This window comes from Paenibacillus puerhi (assembly GCF_009846885.1).
GTDB lineage: Bacteria > Bacillota > Bacilli > Paenibacillales > NBRC-103111 > Paenibacillus_G > Paenibacillus_G puerhi.
Map to the genome: position 1 here is coordinate 1 of NZ_WUWM01000026.1, position 24836 is coordinate 24836.

Annotated in this window: 18 protein-coding genes and 1 pseudogene; 3 read left to right on the top strand and 16 right to left on the bottom strand. The window is 48.5% G+C overall.

Annotated elements, in window-relative coordinates; all coding sequences use genetic code 11:
* The 4 genes from GSF01_RS21165 to GSF01_RS21180 form a co-directional block, all read right to left on the bottom strand.
* On the bottom strand, positions 1-452 hold a 452-nt coding region (locus GSF01_RS21165), incomplete at its 3' end, for a polysaccharide deacetylase family protein (protein WP_159887299.1).
* 202 nt (positions 453-654) lie between these two features.
* Positions 655-1497 (bottom strand): carbohydrate ABC transporter permease, encoded by an 843-nt coding sequence (locus GSF01_RS21170; protein ID WP_407945786.1) that lies wholly within the window; start codon positions 1495-1497, stop codon positions 655-657.
* Between the two features lie 63 nt (positions 1498-1560).
* Positions 1561-2475, bottom strand: coding sequence for an ABC transporter permease (locus GSF01_RS21175; RefSeq protein ID WP_159887301.1), 915 nt, complete (start codon positions 2473-2475; stop codon positions 1561-1563).
* A 95-nt stretch (positions 2476-2570) separates the two neighbouring features.
* Positions 2571-4094, bottom strand: coding sequence for an extracellular solute-binding protein (locus GSF01_RS21180; RefSeq protein ID WP_159887302.1), 1524 nt, complete (start codon positions 4092-4094; stop codon positions 2571-2573).
* A gap of 258 nt (positions 4095-4352) precedes the next feature.
* Here GSF01_RS21180 and GSF01_RS21185 point away from each other — a divergent pair, with 258 nt between their 5' ends.
* Positions 4353-6659, top strand: a complete 2307-nt coding sequence (locus GSF01_RS21185; RefSeq protein WP_159887303.1) for a helix-turn-helix transcriptional regulator — start codon at positions 4353-4355, stop codon at positions 6657-6659.
* Positions 6660-6815: 156 nt separating this feature from the next.
* On the opposite strand, the gene GSF01_RS21190 is transcribed toward GSF01_RS21185, so the two are convergent.
* Entirely contained in the window at positions 6816-7427 is a 612-nt protein-coding gene (locus GSF01_RS21190; protein WP_159887304.1) for a sialate O-acetylesterase, read from the bottom strand.
* A 274-nt stretch (positions 7428-7701) separates the two neighbouring features.
* Here GSF01_RS21190 and GSF01_RS21200 point away from each other — a divergent pair, with 274 nt between their 5' ends.
* Entirely contained in the window at positions 7702-8190 is a 489-nt protein-coding gene (locus tag GSF01_RS21200) for a helix-turn-helix transcriptional regulator (RefSeq protein WP_159887305.1), read from the top strand.
* A 155-nt stretch (positions 8191-8345) separates the two neighbouring features.
* Here the strand turns inward: GSF01_RS21200 and GSF01_RS21205 are convergent, their stop codons facing one another.
* Both GSF01_RS21205 and GSF01_RS29410 read right to left on the bottom strand, forming a co-directional pair.
* Entirely contained in the window at positions 8346-9095 is a 750-nt protein-coding gene (locus GSF01_RS21205) for an SGNH/GDSL hydrolase family protein (RefSeq protein WP_201305455.1), read from the bottom strand.
* Positions 9096-9107: 12 nt separating this feature from the next.
* On the bottom strand, positions 9108-9320 hold the full coding sequence (locus tag GSF01_RS29410) for an SGNH/GDSL hydrolase N-terminal domain-containing protein (protein ID WP_201305456.1): 213 nt from the start codon (positions 9318-9320) through the stop codon (positions 9108-9110).
* A 409-nt stretch (positions 9321-9729) separates the two neighbouring features.
* On the opposite strand from GSF01_RS29410, the pseudogene GSF01_RS30610 reads away from it, so the two are divergent.
* A pseudogene (locus GSF01_RS30610) lies at positions 9730-9945 on the top strand (hypothetical protein); the annotation flags it as partial.
* Positions 9946-10027: 82 nt separating this feature from the next.
* On the opposite strand, the gene GSF01_RS30220 reads toward GSF01_RS30610, so the two are convergent.
* From GSF01_RS30220 to GSF01_RS21250, 9 genes are all read right to left on the bottom strand, one after another.
* Entirely contained in the window at positions 10028-15943 is a 5916-nt protein-coding gene (locus tag GSF01_RS30220) for a rhamnogalacturonan lyase family protein (protein ID WP_328803701.1), read from the bottom strand.
* A gap of 217 nt (positions 15944-16160) precedes the next feature.
* Complete coding sequence (locus GSF01_RS21215) at positions 16161-17822, bottom strand: type 2 periplasmic-binding domain-containing protein (protein ID WP_159887306.1); 1662 nt, start codon at positions 17820-17822, stop codon at positions 16161-16163.
* 31 nt (positions 17823-17853) lie between these two features.
* The gene (locus GSF01_RS21220; protein ID WP_159887307.1) at positions 17854-18723 is read right to left on the bottom strand and encodes a carbohydrate ABC transporter permease; all 870 of its coding nucleotides are present in this window, start codon (positions 18721-18723) and stop codon (positions 17854-17856) included.
* Between the two features lie 13 nt (positions 18724-18736).
* Positions 18737-19681, bottom strand: coding sequence for an ABC transporter permease (locus tag GSF01_RS21225; protein WP_201305460.1), 945 nt, complete (start codon positions 19679-19681; stop codon positions 18737-18739).
* A 114-nt stretch (positions 19682-19795) separates the two neighbouring features.
* Positions 19796-22108, bottom strand: coding sequence for a helix-turn-helix domain-containing protein (locus GSF01_RS21230; protein WP_159887309.1), 2313 nt, complete (start codon positions 22106-22108; stop codon positions 19796-19798).
* Between the two features lie 117 nt (positions 22109-22225).
* Positions 22226-22810 carry a glycoside hydrolase family 88 protein gene (locus tag GSF01_RS21235; RefSeq protein ID WP_159887310.1) on the bottom strand — a complete coding sequence of 195 codons (585 nt, stop codon included), beginning with the start codon at positions 22808-22810 and terminating at the stop codon, positions 22226-22228.
* Between the two features lie 138 nt (positions 22811-22948).
* Positions 22949-23140, bottom strand: coding sequence for a hypothetical protein (locus GSF01_RS21240; RefSeq protein WP_159887311.1), 192 nt, complete (start codon positions 23138-23140; stop codon positions 22949-22951).
* 502 nt (positions 23141-23642) lie between these two features.
* On the bottom strand, positions 23643-24008 hold the full coding sequence (locus tag GSF01_RS21245; protein WP_159887312.1) for a hypothetical protein: 366 nt from the start codon (positions 24006-24008) through the stop codon (positions 23643-23645).
* 18 nt (positions 24009-24026) lie between these two features.
* Positions 24027-24509: a type 2 periplasmic-binding domain-containing protein gene (locus GSF01_RS21250; protein WP_235941658.1), complete on the bottom strand. Its 483-nt coding sequence runs from the start codon at positions 24507-24509 to the stop codon at positions 24027-24029.
* Between the last annotated feature and the right edge of the window lie 327 nt (positions 24510-24836).

Here is a 24836-nt window from a genome sequence, read left to right on the forward strand (position 1 = left end):
CACTCCAGCCAGTCATCCGGCAGACCAAAGCCTCCCGTCGTCTCCACCACCCGGGCGTACTCGATGCCCAGATGTGGAAGCAGGTTCTTAATGGCCTGGTTAAAGGATCCGCCGGGATAAGACATGCCTCTGATCGTGTAGCCGAAGATCCGCTCCAGGTTCTTACGGTCTTCCATCACCTCATGCACGAGCAATTCCTTGGGAATCCGGGCAATGCTCGGATGGGTTAGCGTATGGGCAGATGCTTCATGCCCTTCATACGTACGGCCAAGCTCCCCTTCCTCCATCCGGTCAAGTGTCCCCGTCAGACCTGAGTTAATATGGAAGGTTCCTTTAATTCCGTTGCGGTTAAAGATGTCAACCAGCCGCTTGTCGGCATTGCGTCCATCATCATAACTCATGGTCAACGCCTTGAACTTTCCTTGCGGATAACGCAATTGGATACTTTTCATCGTCACGCCTCTCATTATGAAATCGGCGGGACAGGATTGCCTCCAGCCGCTGGAGTTCCGGCTCGCTTGCTTTTCCGGATCAATCATATCCCGACGAAACTTCCAATTGTCCTGTTTACTTTATGGAGAAATTTTGAACCTGCAAATTCCACCCGTTTTCATAAATGAAACCTCATCATACCAGCGAGTCTGACAGCCAACCTCATCCTTTCACTGAGCCTAGCATGACTCCCTTTGCAAAGTGCTTCTGTAAGAATGGATACACGCATAGAATCGGCAGCGTCGCCACGACGATCACTGCCATCTTCACAGCTTGCTGCGGAATAACGACATTTGGGTCTATCTCCGAGGAGTCTCCTGCGCCGCCTTGCGACAAAATAACAATTTGCCGCATCAATACTTGAATGGGCCATTTCGTGGAGTCGTTGATATACATGACGGCGGTGAAGAATGTATTCCAATGCCCTACCGCGTAGAACAAAGAGAACGTAGCAAGTGCCGGCAGCGATAGTGGAAGCACGATACTGAACAAAATGCGGAATTCATTCGCACCGTCGATCTTCGCCGACTCCGCCAAGCTTTCAGGGATATTTTGAAAAAAGTTCTTGAGCACAATCAAGTTAAACGTGCTGATTGCGCCCGGGATAAGAAGCGACCAGTACGTATCCAGCATGCCCAGTGACTTAACGATGAGGAAGTTGGGAATCATGCCGCCGCCAAACAGCATCGTGAAAATAATCGCGAGCATGAGCTTTCGCCGCGCGAACAAGTTCTTATGCGCCAGCGGATAAGCCATTAGCGACGTGAATACGATATTGATCAGCGTCCCCATCACGGTAATATATACGGTAACGAGCAGACTGCGAAGCACGGAGCCGCTTGAAAAAATATACTTATATGCATCCAGCGAGAATTGCGTAGGGAACAGGATGAACCCTCGACGCAGCAATTCGTCATTCGTAGCAAATGATCCGGCGATCACATATACAAACGGAATGAGCGCCAATATGGAAGCCACAACAAGAATCACATATATAATTGCCATAACTCCGATATAGCTTAAACTTCTTCGATGCAGCATGGATAGTCTCCCTTCACATTCGCGATCTTAGTAGATGCCCTCTTCTCCGAATTTCTTCGCCAAATAATTGGAGCCCATCACCAAAATGAGTCCCACAACTGACTTAAACAGCCCGATAGCCGTGCTATAGCTGAATTGCCCACCGGCAATCCCTTTGCTGTACACGTACGTATCGAAAATTTCGCCGACGTTGCGGTTCATCGCATTGAGATGCATATACACTTGATCGAAGCCGAGATCGAGGAAATCGCCAAGCTGCAGGATGAGAAGGATGACGATCGTGCTGCGGATCGCCGGCAACGTCACATGCCAGATTTGTCTCAACCGGCTTGCGCCGTCCATACGTGCGGCTTCGTAGAGCTGCGGATCTACCCCGGCTAACGCCGCCAAAAAAATAATCGTCCCCCAGCCTGTCTCTTTCCATATCCGTTCGCCGACAATGAACGTACGGAACCATTCTTCGCTCAGTAGAAAGTTGATCTTGGTGCCGCCCCACGAGTGAATCAACTCGTTAACGACTCCGCCCTCTGTCGTAAAGAAGATGTGGACGATGCCAACGATAACGACCCAGGACATGAAATGCGGAATGTATGTCAATGTCTGGACGACCCGTTTGAACACTTCTAGCCTGATTTCATTCAGCATAAGCGCCAGCACAATCTTGATCGGGAAGGTAACAACCAAAATAAGCAAGCCTAGCACAACGGTGTTGCGCAGCAGCAACCAGAAGGCGGGTTCAGAAAAGAAACGTTGAAAGTGTTCGAACCCGACCCACTTGCTGCCGGTGAAACCGAGGAAAGGCTGGTAATTCTGAAAGGCAATAACTATGCCTCCCATCGGGATATATTTGAAAATAATAAAGTACAAAATGCCTGGAAGCATCATAATGAGCAGCCAGCGGTCTTTGTGTATATGCCGCAGCGATTCCTGTATTGGCTTCATGATGGTCTCCCCCTCCTGATCGTCATTTTATGTCTGGTCGACATAGCGGGAGCCGCCCTCATAACGGTTCGGCCCCCCGCTACTATCATGTATTACTACTTCTTCATTTGGTTATACTGAGCGGTCATCTCGTCAATAACCTTGCTGCCACCGCTCGTCATCCATCGATCAAGCTCTTTCTTGAAGCCCGCCTCGTCAATAGAGCCGAGGATGAATTTGATCCGTGCATCCTCAATGATTTTTTGCAAGTCGTCGCCCTTACTCGTTTTTGTCTCGGAAATGAAGGCTGCCGCCGGATCGTACACCGCGAATTTCTCATTTTCCTTCGTGAGCTTGCTCGCCTTCATAATAATATCGTCAACATTCTTAGGAATTGCCGCGTCTGTGGACAACTGCAGCTGCGAGAGAGTCGTTAAGTTGTCCGCTTTGGCCTGGTTTGTGTTCATGATGGCTTTGCCGTTCTCCACGGTGAAGTCCCGTCCCTCTATCCCGGTAAACAGAAGCGTCTGATTTTCCGGGGTGAGCAACTTATCCATGAATCCGAGCGCTTGCTTCAATTGCTGTTCTGTCTTGAGGCTCGTCTTTGGGAACATGAATACGCCGAAATAGCCGTTGCCCGCATAGCGCCTATCTCCCTGCGGTCCGGTAAGGCCGCCGACGAAGTCTAACTGCGCCTTCGGATCGATCTTGACCAGATCTTCCATCACGGCGATGGTACTGCCCGGCTTCTCGAATATGACACCGGCTTTGCCTTTGGCGAAATTATCCCGCTTCTGATTCAACGTAGGAAAATCTAGATTCATCAGCTTCTCATCATACAGTCGCTTGTAAAACTTCATTGTTTCCATAAAAGCCGGCGACATGAAATCTGGACTGAGCTTGCCGTCCTTCACTTCCCACTTGTTCGGTCCCCCTAAATAGGTTGCAATTTCACGGAACGAAACAGCCAGGTTCTTGTCCTCGGTCAACCCGATAGTATCGTTCTTGCCGTTCTTGTCGGGATCGTCCAGCGTGAACGCTTTAATGATTTGATACAGATCGTCCATCGTTTTCGGTTCCTTCAAGCCGAGGTTATCCAGCCAGTCCTTGCGGAAATTAATCGATCCCTGAGTTAGATCGCGCTGCCGATAGATGCCGTACAGTTTACCATCTACAGAAATATTATTCAGAATATTCGGGTTCAGCTTGGCCAAATTCGGGTAGTCCTTCAAGTAAGGACCGATCTCCCAGAACATGCCGGAGCGGACGGAGTTGACGATGCTCGCCATACCGGGATTGTCAACCATAATAATGTCCGGCAGCGTGCCGGAAGCAATCGTCACATTTAGCTTGTCGCTATAGGTCTTGTCAGGAGTCCATGTTATTTCCAACTTTGTGTTCGTTCTTTTCTCAAGCTCTCCAATAATCGGGTTGTCCGCCTTGGGCGCTTCAGGATCATACAAGATGTTGAGCATTGACAGCTTGAGCGGCTCCTTGGAACTTACGGAAGCATTATCTCCGGGTGCTGCCGTCCCTTGTCCACCATCGTTCTGCACGTTGCCTTTCCCGCACCCAGCCACCATCACCATAAGTAGCGATGCCACACATATCACTGTAACCACTTTCATTTTTCTCTTCATACCAGAAACCCTCCTGAACGTTAGTATATTGGTCCCTTACACTCCTTACATTACATACCCTGGGCGATAACCGTCTATACTCCAAACCGTACCCGTTTGCCTCAGTTGCCGAAATACCGCGGAAATACATCGGATACTTCAACGAATAATCATCTTCGGCGCTGCGGATAATCATATTCGGAAATTCCACCTTCCTGCAATAATATTGTATGGTATAATGTTCGCGATACGATACCTACAACAAGGGGATTATTTACGATGAAACTGCCTGTCCTAACTTATCGTTGGAAGATGTTCTGGTTCATTCTTCTGTCTGCGACTCTTCCCGTTATGCTGCTCGGCCTGTTTTCTTATGTACAGACATCTACCAGCCTGGAGCAGAAGGTGCTACTTTCCAACAACCAGAATGTGCTCCAAACCCAGCTCAGAGTTGAACAACTGCTCAAGACTATTGACAACTCGATGGTACAGTTGATCCAGCAAGCCAAATTTGAGGATATATTGGAAATGGAGATTTCCCGTTCCCCATATCATTTCGATGAGTTAAACGACATTCGCTCTTCGCTCAATTCGCTGCAAGCTTATGAGCTGGGGATTTATGATGTGTATCTCGTTAGTCTGAAGGAAAGTTGGTACAGCGGAAACAATGACTTTCAGCGTCTTTCGCAGGAAGTCCAGCAGGCGATGCTCAGCGAGTTGGGTCCGTTCACCTATGGAACTCGTTGGGTGTATACACCAACGCCCACACTTTTCGGCACGCCGCCACCCACAAGATCTATGCCGACGATTAATCTGGTCAAGACCATTCCCTTCAACACGACAAAGCCCGAAGGCCTCTTGATCGTGCAGGTCACGAATGATGATCTCGCCAAACTGATCGCGCAAACAGAAGGACTTGGAAATTTTACGATTGCGGATGAGAACTTCCGACTGCTGGCGAGCCCCGCAGAGAACACGCCGCCTATGCAGGCACTTCCACCGGCGATTACCAACCATCTTCAAAATCAGAATGCAGGTGAAGGATATTTCCAGATAGCGCTCCAAAAGGAAGCTTACGGGGTATCGTACCGCAAATCGTCCTATAATCACTGGATCTACATCAACACTGTCTCTATAGGAGACATCAAGCAAGATTCGAGTGCGATCGGATTAGTGACGCTACTCATCACAGGTCTGCTCGTCGCTCTTATATCCTTCATCTCGTTGCGCGGCTCTCAAAGGATGTACAGACCTATCCGTGGCATCTATCAAGCTTTAACCTCGCAATTTGACACCACCGCGAAAGACAGGGAAAGCGACGATATCGAGGATATTCAGAACCGGATTTATGCTTTGGCTATACAACATTCCGCCATGTCTGATCAAATCAAAGGGCAGTCGAACCAAATCATGCAGTTCTTCCTTACCAAGTTGTTACGAGGTGAAGTATCCGCCCACGAGGTTCAAGAGAAGCTAGAATGGTTTCATCAGCTTGGCACATGGAAGCAAATGTGCGTGCTTACGACGCAAGTGGACGCATTCGAAGACACAAGATTTGACGAGCGGGACAAAGATTTGCTGCTTTTTGCCGTCAACAATATCATTGAAGAAATCGTTTCGAGAGAACAGTGTTTACAGCCCGTCCTTATTCATGAATCCCAAGTTACCGTTCTGGGAATAGACAGTATCGATGAAGAAAAATGCGTTAGTCAAGCTATGGAACTAGCTAAACATATTCAGAGTACCGTTCAAATGTACCTCCAGTTGAAAATAAGCATCGGCATCAGCCTTCCTTTCCAAGATTTGCGGTACGCGTCCCTCGCCTTTCAGGAAGGTCTGGAAGCGCTTAAGCACCGCATTCGACTCGGACAGGAGCTTATCCTTTATATTGGGGATGTGGAGCCGAAGCAATCCATGAAACACCATTATCCGAAATTTATAGAGAAAGAGCTTATCGATGCGATTCGGTTCGGCAATCGGGAACAATCCCGCGAGCTGCTGCACCGCTTCTTTCACGAAGTCAATCAGAAGAATATGGGGATTAAAGAATATCAACTGTACTTGAATCGGCTATTGCTGGAGATGCTTTCTCTTGCCGAGAATACAGATCATACGATCAAGGGAATACTGGATGACAATGGAAATCTGATGGAGCATATCTCCCGTATTCAGAGCGAGCAGGAGATGAAGACATGGTTTGAATTCCATATTATGGAGCCGATTGTAAGTGATCTAGAGAAAGAGAGCAAAGACAGGTACAAGAAGCTGTCGGAAACAGTGATTCAACTCATTCAGCAGGAATTCGACACAGAGATGACGCTCGAATCGTGCGCAGCACGGCTGAACTACAACCCCGATTATATTCGCCGCGTATTTCGCCAGGAGACGGGCATGAACTTTAGCGAATATTTATACCAATATCGTCTCGATACGGCCAAGAAGTGGCTTATCGAAACCGATATGAAGATCGCCGACATAGCAGCTGCACTGAAATATAACAATTCCCAGAATTTTATCCGGTATTTCCGCAAATTCGAAGGGATGACGCCAGGGCAATACCGGGAACAATTCAAGCTTGACGGCTAAGGCTTCTAGCCCCCGAAATCTTGCCTTCGCATGAATAAGGCGCGGGATTACGGCTTGCTGCTGCGCTCCGCGCCACCTCACTTACTTGAAAAGATCGTAATCTTTTTAAGCGCGAAGGGATAGTTAGCAGGGATTGATTTCCCGGCAATAAAGGCATTACGGCCGAAGCGTCTTCCTTTCGCTTGGTTTTTGCATTTGTGATCGCCTTTGTACGAGCTCTGAAATCTCGATTGTCGTAGGGAGATCGACTGGCAGACTCTGATCAGACTCACTTTGATGCCACAAAATACCTCTGAGTGTTCCGGATTTCATCGCCTCCTTCGTTCTTCGGACGGCCTCCTCATACAGTTCTGTTCCAGCTTCCATTTGCCACTCTTCTATTCTTGTTCCGCCTCGGGAATTCGAGATCACTCCGAGCGAGCTATGTGGATAGCTTTTCGATGTCAGCCTTGTAAATTCGCTTGCGATACTCAAACCGTTCAGCTTACGCTCCCATTGATTCAAGCCATTGAACAAAGATGCTCTATCTATAGGCTCTAAGTCCTTGATCTCAAGTCTCGCTCGGCCAGCCCTGTTGGACTTTCCGATAAAAAAGGTGACCTTTTCCAACTCGAAAATCTGTTCTTCATAGCTGTCTGACAGCGTGAACTCCACCAGCTGATTTCTCTCCCCCTCGTGATTCACAAACCAGACATGAATCGTATTTTTATCGATCGGGGATCTGCCGTAAACGACAAGCTTAGTGGCGCCGGCATTTGTGAAATCCATGTGTTCAAATTCCAGGGAAACGTTATTTCCTATGGCGAGAGAGCTTAGAAACCAATCAGAACTATGAAGTCAGTTTCACCTTGGGCATGCGAGGGATTCATGACGACGCGTTTAAGACTCAGGCCATTAATGAGGATGCGACCTTGACCGAGGAGGAGAAGGTGGAAGCCAAGGTCCGGGTGATTTGATTGCGCAACCTATGAATATAACGAAGGGCGTTGGCAGAGTCCGACCCCGCTTGGCAGAATGAATTTGACTTTGCTTCAACAGTTTGATGGGGGTTACGGTATGGAACTCGAAAAACTGTTCACTGCATTACATCAACATTGGCTCCCAACTCGCATCGGGGGTCAGTCTGCCACCAGCTATTCTGCAGGGCATTGTAGTCAAAGTTCACTTTCCCGATACAATTGCTCAATTGACTGACCCTTCCTTAATAGCCTATGAGCATATCAAGCGAATAATCGAAAAGGACTTCTCACTATCCATCAGAATTGAGAAACTGGCCGGTTCATACTCCATTTCCCCTTCGTATCTTCGCAAGCTGTTTCTTGAGCGTGTGGGACTTGCCCAAAAAAAATACCTGGAGCTTGTCCGCATCCAACACGCCATACGCTACCTCGCTTTTTCCGATATGCCCATCTATGTGATTGCCAAAGAGTGTGGCTACTTGAATCCTTTTCATTTCAGCAAAATGTTCCACAAGGTGCATAACATCTCTCCATCCGCTTATCGGGAAAAACATCAGATCCGATCTCGTTGACACAGCTAGCGAATTATCAAAAAAGCTGTCGAGGAAAGTCTCGACAGCCTGCTTGGGGAATCAGCCACTCTTATCTTCGTTTTTTCGTGTCTCTTTGTACAGCGTATCTTTGGCTTTACGTTGCGATGATTTGTCGCAGCAGCGGATAGATTCGCTCAGCCATTCTCATAAAACCAAGGCTGTTCGGGTGACATCCGTCGATTGTGCATTCCTCCCGTCCCATCGAACCAAAAAGAGCTTTGGCCATCGATAAAATACACATTACGGTCGCCGTTTCGTATGGCCGTCAGATATGTATCGTTTATGATAGCGCGACGTCTGTTGCTGTCCTCGGGATTTCGATCAAAATCCGGACGCGTTAGCAGCAGGATCGGGATCGAAGGATGCGCTTTGCGAATCACTTCGAAGAAAGGCTTGTGCGTTTGCTCCAAATGTTCCGACGTAGGCGCATTGTGATCGTAGTCGTAGACAAAGGCTCTTATGGTCGGATGAGCGGCAATAAATTCAGCAACGACGGATTCGCCCTTGGCGCTTCCGGAAAAGCCGTAATTGAAGGATTCGGCATCCAGCCATCTGGACACTATACTGGTATATGCCGTCCCCGGACGGTCAGCGCAGCCTCCTTCGGTGATCGAGGAGCCGTAGAATACAATGGGTGACGGGATGGTATAAGGGTTTGCAGCTTCCACATGGTCATCGTCCTCCACCACAATCTCTATATGGGACAATTGCTCGTTTCGCGGCAAGTTAATGGTTACCGTCTCCATAACCGGTTTCTTGTTGATAGTTCCTTCAATAATCGTATTCTTGAATCCGTATTGGGCTGGAGCCACATAACCTGCATAACGCGAATTCATGCCTGAGCCGATATACACATCTACTCCGGCAGACGCCGGAAGCGCCATAGAACGGTCGACCTATTCCGTCTTTAGTGAATAACGAATGATAATCCTGGATGCATCTGTGCGAAATCGCAATCTGGCACCGGCACATCTTCTCCCAAGATGCTCGTATTGTGGCATCAGCTTCAGAATATCGAGCGGAAAACGCCAGTATTCCCCAGTATCCGGCTGGATATGATTCAAACCATGGAGACTGAACGGCTTCTCGTAGCATGGATAGGTTTTCATAAGTTCCTCCTTTTGATGGACATGATATTGAGCGAAATCTTACTTCTGATTTATAAAACTGTCAAGAGATTTGAAAAAATATGTACATCACGAAACGATTTGGGTACTGGAAATTACTTATTTCTCGGCACTTACTTCCGTACCATCAACCGGTTTCGCTCAGAACGGGCCAATGCCAATCGGAATACCTTTGTTAATGAACGAAAAGCTATCGTCATATACAATATGTATCATCGTGAAACAAGCAAGGCCTGGCAAAAGGACATCAGCAAGATCGACAATTAGACCTATGATACAAAAACGGATACATGGACATGTGCAGGGGGAAAACCGCTCCATTTCCACCGAGTGAGCAAAGAAAGTGGTAGGAAATCGAATACCGGTATTACCGAAATGCAAGCAGTGAGGATTGCCCGCTGAAGCAGGCTATGCACTAGCGGTGAGACGGAATCGAGCCGTAGCCCGTGTTTGGAGATATCAAAAAAACCAAGATAAACGGTTCCTGCCTCGAGGCTGACCAAAAGTAAGTCTGGAGGTCGGGTGGCTTTCCCTTGCCCATAATTTGCTCAAGAAAGTCGCAGTGGACGTTAAAAACCAAGGTGTTAGGCGAGAACAGGCTGCCTAGCACCTTGATTTCTTCTACATACCACCTTGTTTTGTTGACGAGGGTGTTCCAAACATTACTTTTGGAACACCCTCAAACCTGGTTATTGACGGACTTGTACAGTAATAGTGGAACTTGCCGTCTCACCCGCAGCATTGCTCAATACAGCCTTGTACTCATAAACTCCCTTAGCCTTATTACTGATAACAGATATGGCGGATTGGGCTCCAGGCGTATGGGCGTTCAGCGTCTGGGAATCAACCAGGGTTCCGTTTTCATACAGCTCATACCGGGTAGCATTTGTTCCCCACCACATGTTCATGGTGACCTTGTAGTTGCCGTCTCCGTCCCAATTATCCTGGGAGAGAACGGGCTGGCCTGGCGCAGCGTCCGTCACGGTCACAGTCAACGGATCGCTTTTTGTAGAGCCATATGCATTGAGCAATTCGCCTGTGTAAACATAAGTGCCGTTTTTCTTGCCGGCAATGTCAATCTTCACTGTCTGTGCTGATGGGGATTGGTCGGTCAGATTCTTGGTGCTGACCAGTTGCCCGTTCTCATAAAGCTTGAACTGGCTGCCGTTATTGCCCCACCACATATTCATGGTGACCATGAAGTTCCCTTCCCTTAATCCCGTATAACCGTTATTGTCCGACAGGACCGGCTTGCCGGGAGCGCTGGAGGCCAGGGGAGGAACTCCAACAACGGAAATCTGTGGTTCAGCCGGCTCCTCCATCCCTGTACCGAGGAAGAAGCCGGTATGAGGCGGCTGATTGTAACCCGCATTTTGCCAAGCAATTCCCAAGCGGTAGATCGGATCGTGCATCAGGGTGCGCAGCCGGGTTTCCGTAAGATCTGTTGTCGTATAAATCCTCAGTTCCGAGCTGTCCACAGACCGGAGCACAAGCTCCTCCCGCCAATCACCGAACAGGTCCGCCTGCAAATTGGGGGTTGCCTTCGTGCTGTTATTGGACGCCGCGCCTTCAGCAGTAAACAGACGGTTCGTGGTATGGTTCACATAATCCCACTTGTCAATATGGTTATCATCTAACAGTTCCCGGCTCAAATCCCCGTCCCACCAAATACCGAAATTCGTGGAGCTAGGTATGGTCGTACTAATAACTTCTCCCTTGGCGCTATATAGGGCTGAAATCGGAATATGTTGGGCATTGGTAATGGTAGCTGCCCACATCTCCTCACCCGGATAGCTCGGATCAAGATCCGCCGTCATTCCCCGGCCCGTATCCAGACCGGTCCAGACTCCCCAGATCACTTCGCCCGTTTTGGCATCGCGGAGTTCGAGACCATAGGGGGAAGAACTATGCTCATGGACATCGAAATATTCCAGTCCAGGGCGTTCAGGGTCCAAATCTCCCAGATGCTGGGCATCCCCATGTCCAAATCCAGTGTTGTACAACGGCTTTCCGTTATCGTCGATGGCCATGCCGCCGAAGGTAATCTCGTCTTTGCCATCACCGTCCACATCGCCGACGGACAGGTTGTGATTCCCTTGACCCTGGTACGCCTCACCGATCTCGTCATCGTTGGTATCGAATCTCCAGCGTTTCACAAGCTCGCCATTTTTGAAGTCATAGGCCACAATCACTGTTTTTTGGTAATAGCCTCTGCTGAAAATCAGGCTAGGACGCTCACCGTCCAGATAGGCCACAGCCGCCAGGAAACGGTCCACCCGGTTGCCGTACGTATCACCCCAATCGCCAACCACGCCGCGGGGAGGATCATAATCGGTTGTCGCCAGCGCTTTTCCGGTCAGACCGTCAAATACCGTGAGGTACTCGGGGCCTTGGAGGATATAGCCGCTGCTGTTTCTGTGATCGGCATTGGCCACGCCAATAACTGCGCCAGTGCCATCTTTTGTGCCATCCGCCGTTTTCAAGGCGACCTCCGCTTTGCCGTCTCCGTCCATGTCATACACCATGAACTGGCTGTAGTGAGCCCCCGCCCGGATATTTTTGCCCAAGTCAATCCGCCACAGCCGAGTTCCATCCAGCTTATAGGCATCCAGGTATACGTTACCGGTGTAGCCGCTGTGGGCATTGTCCTTGGAATTCGACGGGTCCCACTTGACGATCAACTCATAGGTACCGTCACCATCCAGATCGCCAACGCTGGTATCATTAGCTCTGTACGTATAAGCCAGTCCATTCGGCGTAATGCCATCCTCCGGCTTCTGCAATGGGACAGACAAGTAGTTGGCGTCCCACACTCCCGTTTCCTTGGCGGCTGTCTTATCGGCACCAGAAGCGCTTACTGTCTTTAAAGCATAAACCGAAGACAGCTTCCCGTTGCGATCCAGGATATTTGTTGCACCGGTAATTGGAGTTGCATTGACTTTCATCCCGTCCCGATAAAGGTTAAAGGCAATATCGGAAGGATCGGTGCCAAGCATTTTCCAACCGACATATACTCCCTCATCGGTTTTTACCGCTACCAGCGCCCGGTCCAGATATTCCGCCTGTCGGTACAGCACGGTCACAACAGGGGTGGTTAACATCTCCGAAAGCTCTGACACTCCGCCTGCGCTTACAGCGGCCACTTTGTAGTAGTAAGGAATGGTAGTAAGAACGGTTGAATCGGTGTAGCTGGTTTCCTTGGTTTTACCAATAAGCTCAAATGTCTTCTCGACATCATCCGTACGGTAAATATTGTAGGTTTTGGCGCCTTCAGATGCAGCCCAATTGAAGCTTACATCCAGTTTGTTGACCGTTCCCAATTGCAGGTTGACCGGTGTTGCAGGAACCGGCACCAACGGATCGATCATGGATACGGCCAAAGGCGCGGCAGGTCCGGTTTCCATCCCGGCCAAGTCTACGGTTGTTACCTGGTACATATATTCCATTCCCACATCGGCTGCCGAATCAACATATCTATTCGTCAGACTTGTGCCGATGAGCTGGAACGTGGAAGCATCCGCGGTTTTCCGGTAGATGTTATAATGGGCCGCATCTTCCGCACCAGTCCAACTCAGCGTTACGGATGGTTGTTCAGGGTCCGTACTCTTCTCCTCTTCCTTCAACTGGGAAGGCGCCATTAGCACCGGAGTAATTTCCACACCGTTGGCGATGCCTGTGTCTGAGCCAAATTTGAAATTCATCTGTCCGTCTACAACAGAGATTTGGTTAATAACTTTTGTTGAGACACTATTTTTTGCTGTTACAGAACCCTGGCCTTTGTCTTCCACCGTAATACTGGTTTTAGCGCTGCCGTTCATATCTCCTACATATATCTTGGCAGCGTACAAGCCATTGGGCACATCCACGGCAAACTGCCAGCCTGTCGTAAACTTGCCCAGCCAATCCCGGTACAAATCACTGCCCAATTTCCGGTCACGAGAGGAAACGCTTGCGGAGTCGACAATGCCGTAGCCAAGCTCCGGCGTATAGAAGGTATTCGGATACACACCGGTATATCCTTCCATCACGGGGGCGGATTCGGGACCAAAGTCGAATTTAAACGCTGCCTGTTTTGTTTTGATCACCACTGCATCCGACAGCTCAGATTCGCCTTTTCCATTAACGGCTGTTACGGCGAGTTCATAAAGCTGCCCCTCAGACATGCCTTGAACGGTTATCGTGGGAGCAGTTGCAGTACCCACCAGCGAATATTCAGAATCCTCAGAGAGCTTCCGGTAAACTTTGTAAATATCCGCACCTTCCACAGCATTCCAGGTCAGCATAGCGCTGACGTTGCTGATGCTTCCTGCGACAAGTCCTGTTGGTTTTACCGGAACATGTTCTGGAGGAGTAATATCCGTTACATAGGCGGACAGCGGATTTCCCAGATCCCGGATGCCTGTGGAAACCAGGCGTGCAATCTGGATGGCGCCGTACTCCTGGAAGTGAGTATTGTCCTCCTTGCCCTCCGGAAATGCCGTGTATACACCTACCGGAACATGAAGGAACACGGCCAACGTCCCGCCAGGACCAATGGAATTGTAATATTCCCGGCTCAGGGCGCTCAAGTCCACAATGTCCACTTGCTGTTCAGCAGCCACTTCCTTCATAGCATTGACGTATGCCGGGAAGCTGACATTGAATTGTCCCGTATCTGCATTGAAATCCCGGCGGCCAACAGGAGTCACCAGAATCGGAATACCTCCCCGTTGACGTGCTCCCTCAATATAAGTGTTCAGGAAAACCTTATAATCCGAGGGAGAAGCATACCGATCAGGGTTGGAGATTGTAGCATCATTATGGCCGAATTGAATCAGGAAATAATCATTGGGTTTGATGGAACGCAGAATCGTATCCAGACGTCCCTCCCTAATGAAGGACTTGGTGCTGCGCCCTCCGATGGACTGATTGCTGAAGGACAGATCGGTTGTAAAGTAGCGGGATATCATCTGGCCCCAACCTGCTTGCGGCTGCCAGTATCCATCATAAGTCTGGACAGTGGAGTCACCAGCGATATAGACCGTCGGAGTTTCTCCTGTTGTCCTGTCCGGAAGCTTGTTAATCACAATCCCGTTTATCTTAGGCGCCGTTCCGGCAAAGGAAATATTCAATTGCCCGTCAACCAGAGCTATCTGAAAGGTTTGCTCCAGAAATTCTCCGGCCGCTTTGGAGGTAAGCGCAATCTTGGTGGAGGACATGCCCTCCACAGAAACCTGAACCTCTGTGGCATCTGCATAATCTCCCGCAGTAACGGTTACGGAATAGTCTCCGTTAGGCAAATCCAGATTGAAGTCCGTTCCGGCCGGGTTCAGGTAATCATCCTTCAGGGGATTGGAGCCTGTACCTGTATTGCCCAGACTTACAACGCTGGGATTAACAAAGCCGTATCCCAGTTCCTCCGTATAAAGAACGGGTGACTGGATTCCGAAGTATCCCTCCGCAACTGTACCTGGACCAAAATCCAGCTTCAGCGGAAACCCGGACGGCAAGGAGTCAGGCGCAGTATATACCTGGCTTTGCGCAACGTTGGAGCCAGAGGATTGCCCAGCTTCATTGGATGCCTTGACCTGATAATAGTGTGAGCTGGAAGTATCCACTTGGTCCGTATAGGCGTATGTGGCGGCAGTTACAGTGGAAATCCTCGTAAACGGTCCTTCAGACGATTCCGCACGAAATACTTCGTAAGCGGTTGCAAAATCAGAAGCAGACCATCGCAGATTAACACCTGCTGGTGTCACATAGGCCACAGCCAGATTTGCGGGCGGCTGTGGAATGTTCATCCTTGATACAATCTCGACTGAAGCCGCAGCGCTTGCCTGGGATTCCTGACCGAAGGCATTCAAGGCGGTCACCTGATAGGAATAACTTCCACGAGGCAAGACAGCAGCATCAACATAGGAAGTAGCCGAGATCCGGGAGAGAAGGCTGTAAGTAGCCCCTGCATCCTCCGACCGGTACAGATGGTAATACACAGCGTCGGTGACACTGCTCCATTGCAAGGAAGCGGTTGGCGGCATATAAGTGACACCGCTTACAGAAACCGACGCGGGAGCTGCCGGTGCAGGCACGGTCACCTTACGGACGATAAGACCGTTCAAGTAGGCACTACCACCGCTAACGCCGTTAAGCCCGACGGTTAATTGTCCGTCCAGCACCATGGCGCGAAACGTCTGCTCACTCACCGATGCTTTGGCTTGTACAGTCCCGACGGAAGCACCCTCCAGAACCACGTTAAGCTTGGTCGTAGAAGTTCCTGTCAGCAAATCACCGGAATATACGGTGACATCATATAATCCGTTGGGTACATCCACCATAAAGTTAAAAGAAGCAGCCAAGACAAAGTCATTGGTCAACGCCGTACCACCGGAACGGTTGCGGGAACCGACGGTGCGGTCCAATCCATACCCCAATTCTGGCGTATAAAGTGTCGTTTGATCAACCTTTGTAAACCCTTCCATTACTGGGCTGGTCGAAGTGCCGAAGTCAAATTTTTGCTCAAGCACTTCTTCAGCGTAAGCCGCATGGCTCAGAAAGGGAGTTGCGGGAAGGATGCAGTAAAGAAAGAACACCGTGCTCATAAACATGGCAAATGAACGCCTAGTCATACGTTTCACAAACTTGTCCTCGCTTTCACAATTTAGATTTTTTTCCTTTGAAACGATTGCTAATTGGCTTGGCAGCTCACCTCCCGGCGCTTGCTATTTCCCTCGCTTGCAATTCCATGTTTTGGAATCTGCCTCAGAATATCATACCAATACGCCTGCAGGGAATAATCATAAATTATGATTATTCCCTGCAAGCGATCCTCCTCTTTAATGCAGCTTAACGCTTCTCATAACGCGCGTAGGAATCTTCGTATACCTTGATAATTTGATCGATACCCATCGATTTAATGGTTTGAACAAACTTGTCGTAGTCGGACATCGGCGCCTTGCCGACGATAAACTTGGTCATCATTTCGTTCAGATAGGTGGTGATCGGAGTAAGTACAGAAGCCCGAAGTCTGGCTTCATCCTCCGTAAAGCGAAGGGATGACGGAATGGTAAGAGACTCATCCGCATTCATCCAGAGAGCATTCGCCTCCCTTTGCGAGTCGAAGCCTATAAGAGCATCCAGATAACGGGGATCCTGGTTGATCGGTCCATCCATAATGGAAAGGGCATAGCTGGCAAGAGCTTGGTCATACGTTAATTTTTCATTTTTCATAATCTTGTCGGTGAATTTAATCGTATTCCCTTCTTTGGTATAGCTCTCGCCTTCGATACCGAAGTTGAACAGATCATGGCCTTGCTGGCTGTAGTTAAAGTCCATCCATTGTACGATATACTTGATCTTTTCCTTGCTCGCCGAGGAAGTAATGGCTTCTCCGAAGTTCGTAACCTTCCTACTAAGCTCGTTGCTGGAATAAGCCTTACCGGCCGGTCCGGTCGGCCGTGCTACGCCGGTTACGTTAAAGGACGGGTTCGTATCCTTCATCAAGTTCATGTACTTACTCATACCGCTGAAGATGCCTCCGGAATAAGAACCTGCAACGTTGTTCGTGACCTTATAGTCAAAGGCTTTAGCGTCATTGGTGATCATTTCCGGGTCAATCAAGCCTTCCGCATACCACTTGGACATAGTCTCCAGGAATGCCTTGTATTCCGGCTCAAGCGGCCCATAGGCGATTTTACCATTCTTGAATTGGAACCCGCCGGTCACACCGTAAGCCGGGGCAAAGGTGTGGAGCCCGACCATTCCAGGGCTACTCGAGTTGGCCGCTGCGCTGAACGGAAGCTCGTCCTGCTTGCCGTTGCCGTTCGGGTCTTTTTCCCGGAACGCCTTCAACACGGTGTACCATTCATCAATGGTTTTCGGCTCCTTCAGGTTCAGCTTATCCAGCCAGTCCTTCCTCATGATCAAGCCTGTTGTTCCGGACAGTTTTTTGGCATCGGAACGGATGAAGGGGAACATATAGATCGTACCATCATCAAGAGATATTTCCTTCTTGACTCTTGCATCGGATTCGATCAGCTTCTTCAGATTAGGTGCATATTGGTCAATATATTCATTCAGCTTGATAATACGGCCATCAGCCAGCATCTTCTCCGGCCCGCCGACTGCAGTAGACCAATCGTAATAAATAACGTCCGGCATATTGTTAGTGGCCATCAGCAAGTTAAATTGATCCTTTTGCTGTCCAAGAGGTGGGTGTGTCCACTTGACCTTAATCCCGGTCAGCTCTTCCTTTTTCTTGTAGGCGGCAACATCTCCAAAATTCTGAAGAGATGCTGTTACCTTGGCATCATTGGCGCGCCAGTAGTTAATGGTGAACGGCTCCGTCGTTATGGGCAGCGGAATGGAGGTCAGTGCACTTTCGGTTGCTTTGGGAGACTCGTTTGCTGGACTTGGCGCTGTCTCGCTGCCCTTATCGGCGCAGGCTGCAAGCAGTCCGGTTGTCAAAAGTGTGCTGCAAACAATCAGAACGAACTTGTGTTTCTTCATTTTTTGAACTCCCCTTTGCTTCTTTTAGTTTTTATTGTTTCACGGCGCCGACTAAAGCACCTTGAACAAAATATTTTTGGATGAACGGATAAACCAGCATGATTGGAAGAGTAGACACAATAATCGTTGCGTACTTAATGTTCTCGCCAATCGCAAAGCCGCTGTCCGTTCCGGCTCCCATCGCCTCCACGCTGTTGCTGAGCAGAATATCCCGCAATACAATTTGCAGCGGATATAATTCCTGGCTGCGCAAGTACAAGAGAGGGCCCATAAAATCATTCCAGTGATCCACCGCGTAATACAGGGCCATAACGGCCAAGATCGCTTTGGAGATCGGAAGGATAATCCGGAACAACACGGTGAAATCATTTGCTCCATCCAATTTGGCGGATTCAATTAACTCTGTAGGAATATTCTGAAAATTGGTTCTCATGATCAGGAAATTAAACGTACTGATGATTCCCGGAATAAGAATGGCCAGTCGGCTGTCGACCAAACCGAGGTTCTTGACCAGCAGGAAGGTTGGAATCATCCCGCCGCCGAAAAACATGGTGAAGGTAATCAGCTTCATCATGGTTTTGCGGCCATAGAGATCAGGCCGTGAAAGCGCATAAGCTGCCAAGGAGGTCATTAGCAGATTGAGCGTAGTGCCGACAATGACATAAAACAAGGTGTTCAGATAGCCGTTATATATTTTGGGGTTTTGCAGGACCAGCTCATAGGCTTGAAGACTAAAGCCTTCCGGCCACAACATGAAGGATCTGCTCATAAGCAGCAGATCAGGATCACTGATCGATGAGTTCAGAATATAGACCATGGGATAGACGGTGAGAATGATCACCATGCTTAGAAGGACATAGTTCACTACGTCGAATATACGTTCACCAGCCGATTGTTTCATGTTATGAATCCTCCTACCACAGACTTGTTGAATTTGCTTTTCGGCTGATGGCGTTCGCAATGACGAGGAACGTAAAGTTAATGACACTGTTAAACAAGCCGATTGCAGTCGAATACGTATAATTGGCCTCCAGCACGCCGGCGCGGTAAACGAAGGTAGCGATCACATCCGATACCTCATAGGTGGATGGCGTCTGCATCAGGAAGATCTTCTGGAAGTCCGAGCTCATCACGGCGCCCAACCGCAAGATCAGCATGATGATAATCGTCGGCAAAATTCCCGGAATGGTAACATGCAGCAGCTGCTTCCATCTGCCTGCTCCATCGATTTTAGCTGCTTCATACAATTGGGAGTCAATCCCCGCGAGGGCCGCCAGGAAAATAATTGAAGCCCAACCTGCTCCTTGCCAAATGTTAGACAAAATGTACATGGGACGGAACACGTCCGATTCTGTAAAGAACATGATCGGCTCTAAGCCAAACATGGAACGGACGAGGTTGAACAAACCGCCATCTAATGCTGAGAACGTGCTAAGTATGCCCACAACCACAACGACGGAGATAAAGTGAGGCAGGTAGCTTACAGTCTGGACAATGCGCTTAAAAGATTTGGCTCTCACCTCGTTAAGCAATAAAGCGAGAAGAATCGGAGCCGGAAAACCAAATACAATGCTGTAGAAGCTCAGCACAATTGTATTTTTGATCAATCTTCCAAAGTAATAGCTGTTAAAGAACGTGGTAAAGTTATCGAAACCTACCCATGTGCCGGCAAAAATGCCTTTGATCGGACTGTAGCCCTTCTGAAACGCCATTAACAGACCATACATCGGACCATAATGGAAAATGAAATAATACGCGAACACCGGCACCAACATCAAATACACATACTTATTGCGGATTAGCTCCTTCTTCAAGAAGGCCAGCTTGCCTTCTGGGACTGCCATTCCTGCTGCAGTCATCTTCTGTTGTCTTGCATCCACTGTTCAGTCCTCCCACCGAAATAACTGGTTAATCTCTTTCTGATTCTGAGATTACCACGTCATAACCGCGAAATATATAATCTTAAATTAAGATTATCCCTTGTCAGGCCTGGAATAGCGGCTTCTGTATTCGCCAGGAGTCATTCCGTTCATCTTCTTGAAGATACGGATGAAATTTTGCGAGTTGTTGTACCGGAGCTTCTCGGCAATATCGGAAATCCGCGTATCTGTCTGTTCCAGCAGCTCCCTGGCCTTCTCCATCCGGTGGGAAATCAAATACTCGGAGAAGTTAATCCCCATCTCTTCCTTGAACATATAGCTAAACTGGGAAACCGGCATGGAAACCATGTCGGCAAACAGGGTCAGAGACAGGTCCGTATCGTAATAGCGGTGAATATGGTCCAATGTCATCTGAATGGTGCCGTGGTTCCGGTGAACCATTCTGTTGTGGATATGTTCAACAATGGGCGGATATACCTCTGTTTTCAGCCAGTGAACGATCTTCTCCGAGGTATTCAATTCATTGAGATGTTGGTACAGGTTGTACTCGTGGAGCTGCGGAAAATTGGAATCCAGCTCAAATAAGGAGCGAAGGGATACGGCAATAAGTTGGGCGAAGGATTGACGGACGTATTCACTGTTGGCTACTTCGGTCTTGAGCGCTTGATTGAATTCATCTATGAAGCTGTGTATGGAGGCTAGATTGGCCATTTTCAAGTGGGTGACAATCTGCTGTTCAATCTCGTACGGATAGGAGAAGGACGCGGCTCCTGGCTTGATTTGTTCGATAAACAGCACTCTGCCGCTACCTGCAATCAGTTGATATTCTAACGCCTCCAGTGCCTGGCAGTACGAAGCCCTCACTTGGGCAAGTCCCTCATAGCTGCGGCCGATCCCCATGGTGACCGTGATGTGAAGCAAATTCTCGGATACGTTGCGTATTTCCTCGGCAACTCGGAATGATACCGATTTCAAATCAACGAGCAAGGAGTCTTCTTCCGCAGCATGATTAATCAGAATCGCAATATGGCCGCTGTACATGCGGATGACAATTCCCTCTGCATGATGGCTGGTAACTTCCCTTGAGATATTGGCCACCGCATAGTAGAAGAGATTGATGTCCTGCTCCGTGTGGCCCCGCATATTGTCCAACTCTACGCAGATGACCGTGTAGTAGGCATGCTTGAGCGGAATATCATAATACTTGGCCCGGTCGGTCATACTGCTGTGGAACGGTTCGGACAACAGATTCTGGATAAAATTAACCCGTAGCAGGGGCATGGACTCCTTGATCTGTTTATCCAGAAGCTCGTTGCTCTTTTGCAACGACTCAAAATAATTACGAATGACAGCGAACTCACTCTGATTTCTGTGGAATTCGACAGGTCCGCTTTTATTCTTGATTAGGTCGACCAAAGACTGCAAGGGTCGGTACCAGCCTTTGGAAAATAGTCCCGCGGAGACAGCGCTGATTACAACAAGCAGGAAGCAAATCAGGAAGGTGGTTTGCTTAATTCCGTCCAGATATCGGGTCAGATCGCTATATGGAATAATGGTTACATATTTCCACCCATTATAGCTGGATCTTAAGGATGTAATGAACATGCTCCGGCCAGCCACTTGCTCTTGCAGCAGCATTTCGTTTATGTCGGATTTCATCAGCTGATCGATAAATTCATACTGGCGCAACTGATTCGGCAGAAGAGCGCTGCCCCCATTGGAGAATATGTTGCCGCTGGGCGTTACAATCAGCAGTTCTCTGGAACCCAGCTGCATATTGCTAAATACGCGAAAAAAAGCGGTATCGTTTAAGTTAAGCAGTAAATAGCCGTCCGATGAAGAATTGGAAGCGTGGATTCGCCGTACGTACGTAATCCGATGGAAGCCCTCCCGCACCAGGCTGGAATCCAGAGCATGATCAATCCACACGCCTGACGGATTTAGACTGACGGCCTCCCTTATGTGCGCGGGGAGCATCTCTTCCCCTTTCATCCCAGCGTTGGGAGAGATGACCAGACGCTTATCCGGACGATACAGGTACACATTGTCAACGTCCTGGATCAACACCTGCATGGAGTTCAAGAGTGACATCGTCTTGCCGAATGTTTCGAAATCATCCTCCGGATTCTCCAGAGAAAGAAACTGGGCAAGTACCGGGTTGACCGCATTCTGAAGGGTCACCTTCTCCAGCATGACCAGCTTCTCATCAATCCGCTGTTGAATTTGCAGCATGGTCTGTCTATTGGCCAGCCGGATCTCTTCCTTGAATGCCCCGCTAATCATATAATAAGCAGACATTCCCATGACTAACACGGGAATCGTCGCAAGCAGCGAAGCCACGATCAGTACCTTCTTGCGTGCCCATCCAGATTCTGATGTAAAAAACGACCTAAGTTTATTGAGCATCCGTTTCCCGCCTTTTTACTTATCCATATGATGGTCAAACTCAAACGCCTCATAGTTCCGCCAAATCCAGCGTTGGATTTGCGGAACTATGAAGCGCGCCTGTACAATCTGTATGCTCTATTCTCCCTGGCGCTGGAGCAACGACACCAGAAACGCCAGTGTCAGTCCTTGCCCCCAACCCTGAATTCTTTTGGTGGAAATAGCCTTGTAATCTTCTGCAGAATACATCACGGCTGTTCCCGCTGACACCTTCCGAATCGAACCGTCATCATCGATCTGGGCTACAATTCCTTCATACGCTTTGGCAATGGCCTGCTCGTGCAGCGGATGGCCCTTGAGTACCAAGGCGGCAGCGATGACTGCGGAAGCGGAGGTTTCCAGATAAGAGGTGTCATCATCCAGCACCGTCCGCCACAGTCCTTCCGGTGACTGCAGCCGGACTAGTGCGCTCAATTGATCGCCGAGAGCGCCACCGATCTGCATCCACATGGGCATGAACGGATTCAGCATCATGGAGGCTTGCGCCATGGTATAAGTGGCCCATGCATTGCAGATATTTTCAACGAAGCCACCCCGGCCTCGCATGGACTTAAGTCGGATTCCCCGATCTCCCCCACTAATTTTGCAGTGCTGGGCGTACACATATCTGACTCCTCCGGACATTCCGCTTCCTATTACTAATCCGCCATGTCCTTTCTTCATTACTCAATTCCTGATAATATTATTCTCACAAGGCTTATTTACTCTCCATCCATCCTCATTCATACCTAAGTTTATTGCGATACAGTCATCCCCTGCATTCCTGTTCCCACGCAGCCCGGTCGTCCTCATATTCGCCCTTTAACAGAATTTGCAGAAATTGCTGCTCCGGATAACCTGGTGTTCCTGCTGTTTTTCCTGAAAATCCATATTACTTGTTATTAAACGTTCCATAGCTTGTTCGATAAATGCAAATTCATTTCCTTTTTGTTCTATGGGCTTCACAACAGAAGAGAACCGATCAATACGCTGTAAAATCGCTTTGATCAGCATGTAGCTTTTCCGGGTTACGTACAACGTCGAGCATATAGCAAAGATGATCGATCCTAGGCCCACCCATAAGCCAAATTGTATTGCCATGAACCAGATTAACAAACCATTTGCCGCCTTTAATATTAATCTGGTATTTCCAGTTCGTATAATTGGATACGATATCTGAATTCAAACCATTATTAGATGAGGCTGAGTGACCCTCGAAGAAAAGCTTTCTTTGGGAGTCGAATATCTGCACCTCGGTTACTTCTTGGTTGATCATCTGATTAATAAATGATTTTAGCGAAGAAAGATTGACATTGATGATTAAATATCAAAGACTTCCGGAATCATGCGGTATTTTTAAGATTAACGAGATGACGGATGTAGACATGTCTTTCCCGTCATTCTCTATAAACCGTGGTGAAGACCAAACCCCTGTCAGAGTTTGCTGTAAGGAGCTGCGCATATAACTGCGGTCCGGGAATTGTTCAATCGAACGCAACGCATTTTGATCAAGCACCTAGCCATCCTTAGCCCGATACAAGTATATAGAATCGATCAGCCCGTATCGAAGATCCATGAGGTTGCTCAGTAAATTGGAAATATCGAATTCAAGTGCCCGGTCTGAAGGACCTTCAAGGAAATAGCGCAGCTGTCCGTTCGTATCCGCCATCTTCTGTGCATCGTCAGCCATGCCCTTCAGCGTGTTGTCGACCACATTCACGATAAAGGCCGCCGTTAAGTGATTCGCTTTAATGGCATTACGAACATTGACTTGATTAAATATGGAAAAGAAGATAAAGATCAGTATGCTAACCGTTACAAACAAAATGGGGAGATATGAAAGCAGCATTCGCTTGATGTAATTGGGATTTTGGTCTTTCATATCTCCACTCCTCTGCCTTTATTTCGACTTCATTTCCTTATACGCCGCTCTGCGTTCGTCAATGACGGCTTGGCCGCCCAGCTTCAAAAATTCCTGAGTCATCGAATCGAAGGTTTTGTTGAAGTCCTCCGGCTTGGCCAAAATACTCTTCACGACAGTCTCCTGGGATTTATCCACAAGCGTTTTGTTGTATTTGTTCTCGGCATCAATCGGTCGATCGAATCGGGGCTCTATATATCCGTCTGCCAGCCCGTTGAGTATGCTTTGCTTAGCGAGCTCTCTATAGTCCGGAAATGCAAGAGTGGTCGCTTCGATATTTTTTTCCAGGGATCCATAATCTTTACCATTAACTATAATTGCAATATCGACGTTATTATAGAAGGTTTTCTTTGCTTCATCTGTTGTGATTGCTTTCGGGAAGCCATTCTCGAGCATGTAATACTGGCCTTCGATGCCATTTGTCAACGTGAATAACACGTCTTGCGGAAACATCCAATCCAATTATTTAATCGCTTCCACCGCATGTTTGCTCGACTTCAGAATCATAATGTGCATACCGGACGGACCGTAAATATTTTCGGATGCTTTCCTTCCTCATTCGTAAAGGGATCCATCGCGACAAACTCTCCGCCTGGGACGTTTTTCTTTAACGTGTCGAATAAGTTGCCCGGAGCCAGAATGCTATTATTTTCGCACTCTCGGTTCTCCGTGTCCAATATTGAATCTAGCACCAGTCTCAATGAAATGCGGTTTGATATTTGTAGAACTTTTGTTCATGTGTAACCCTCCTCTCTATATCGTTATAAGCTTTGGTGCCTGAGCCCAATT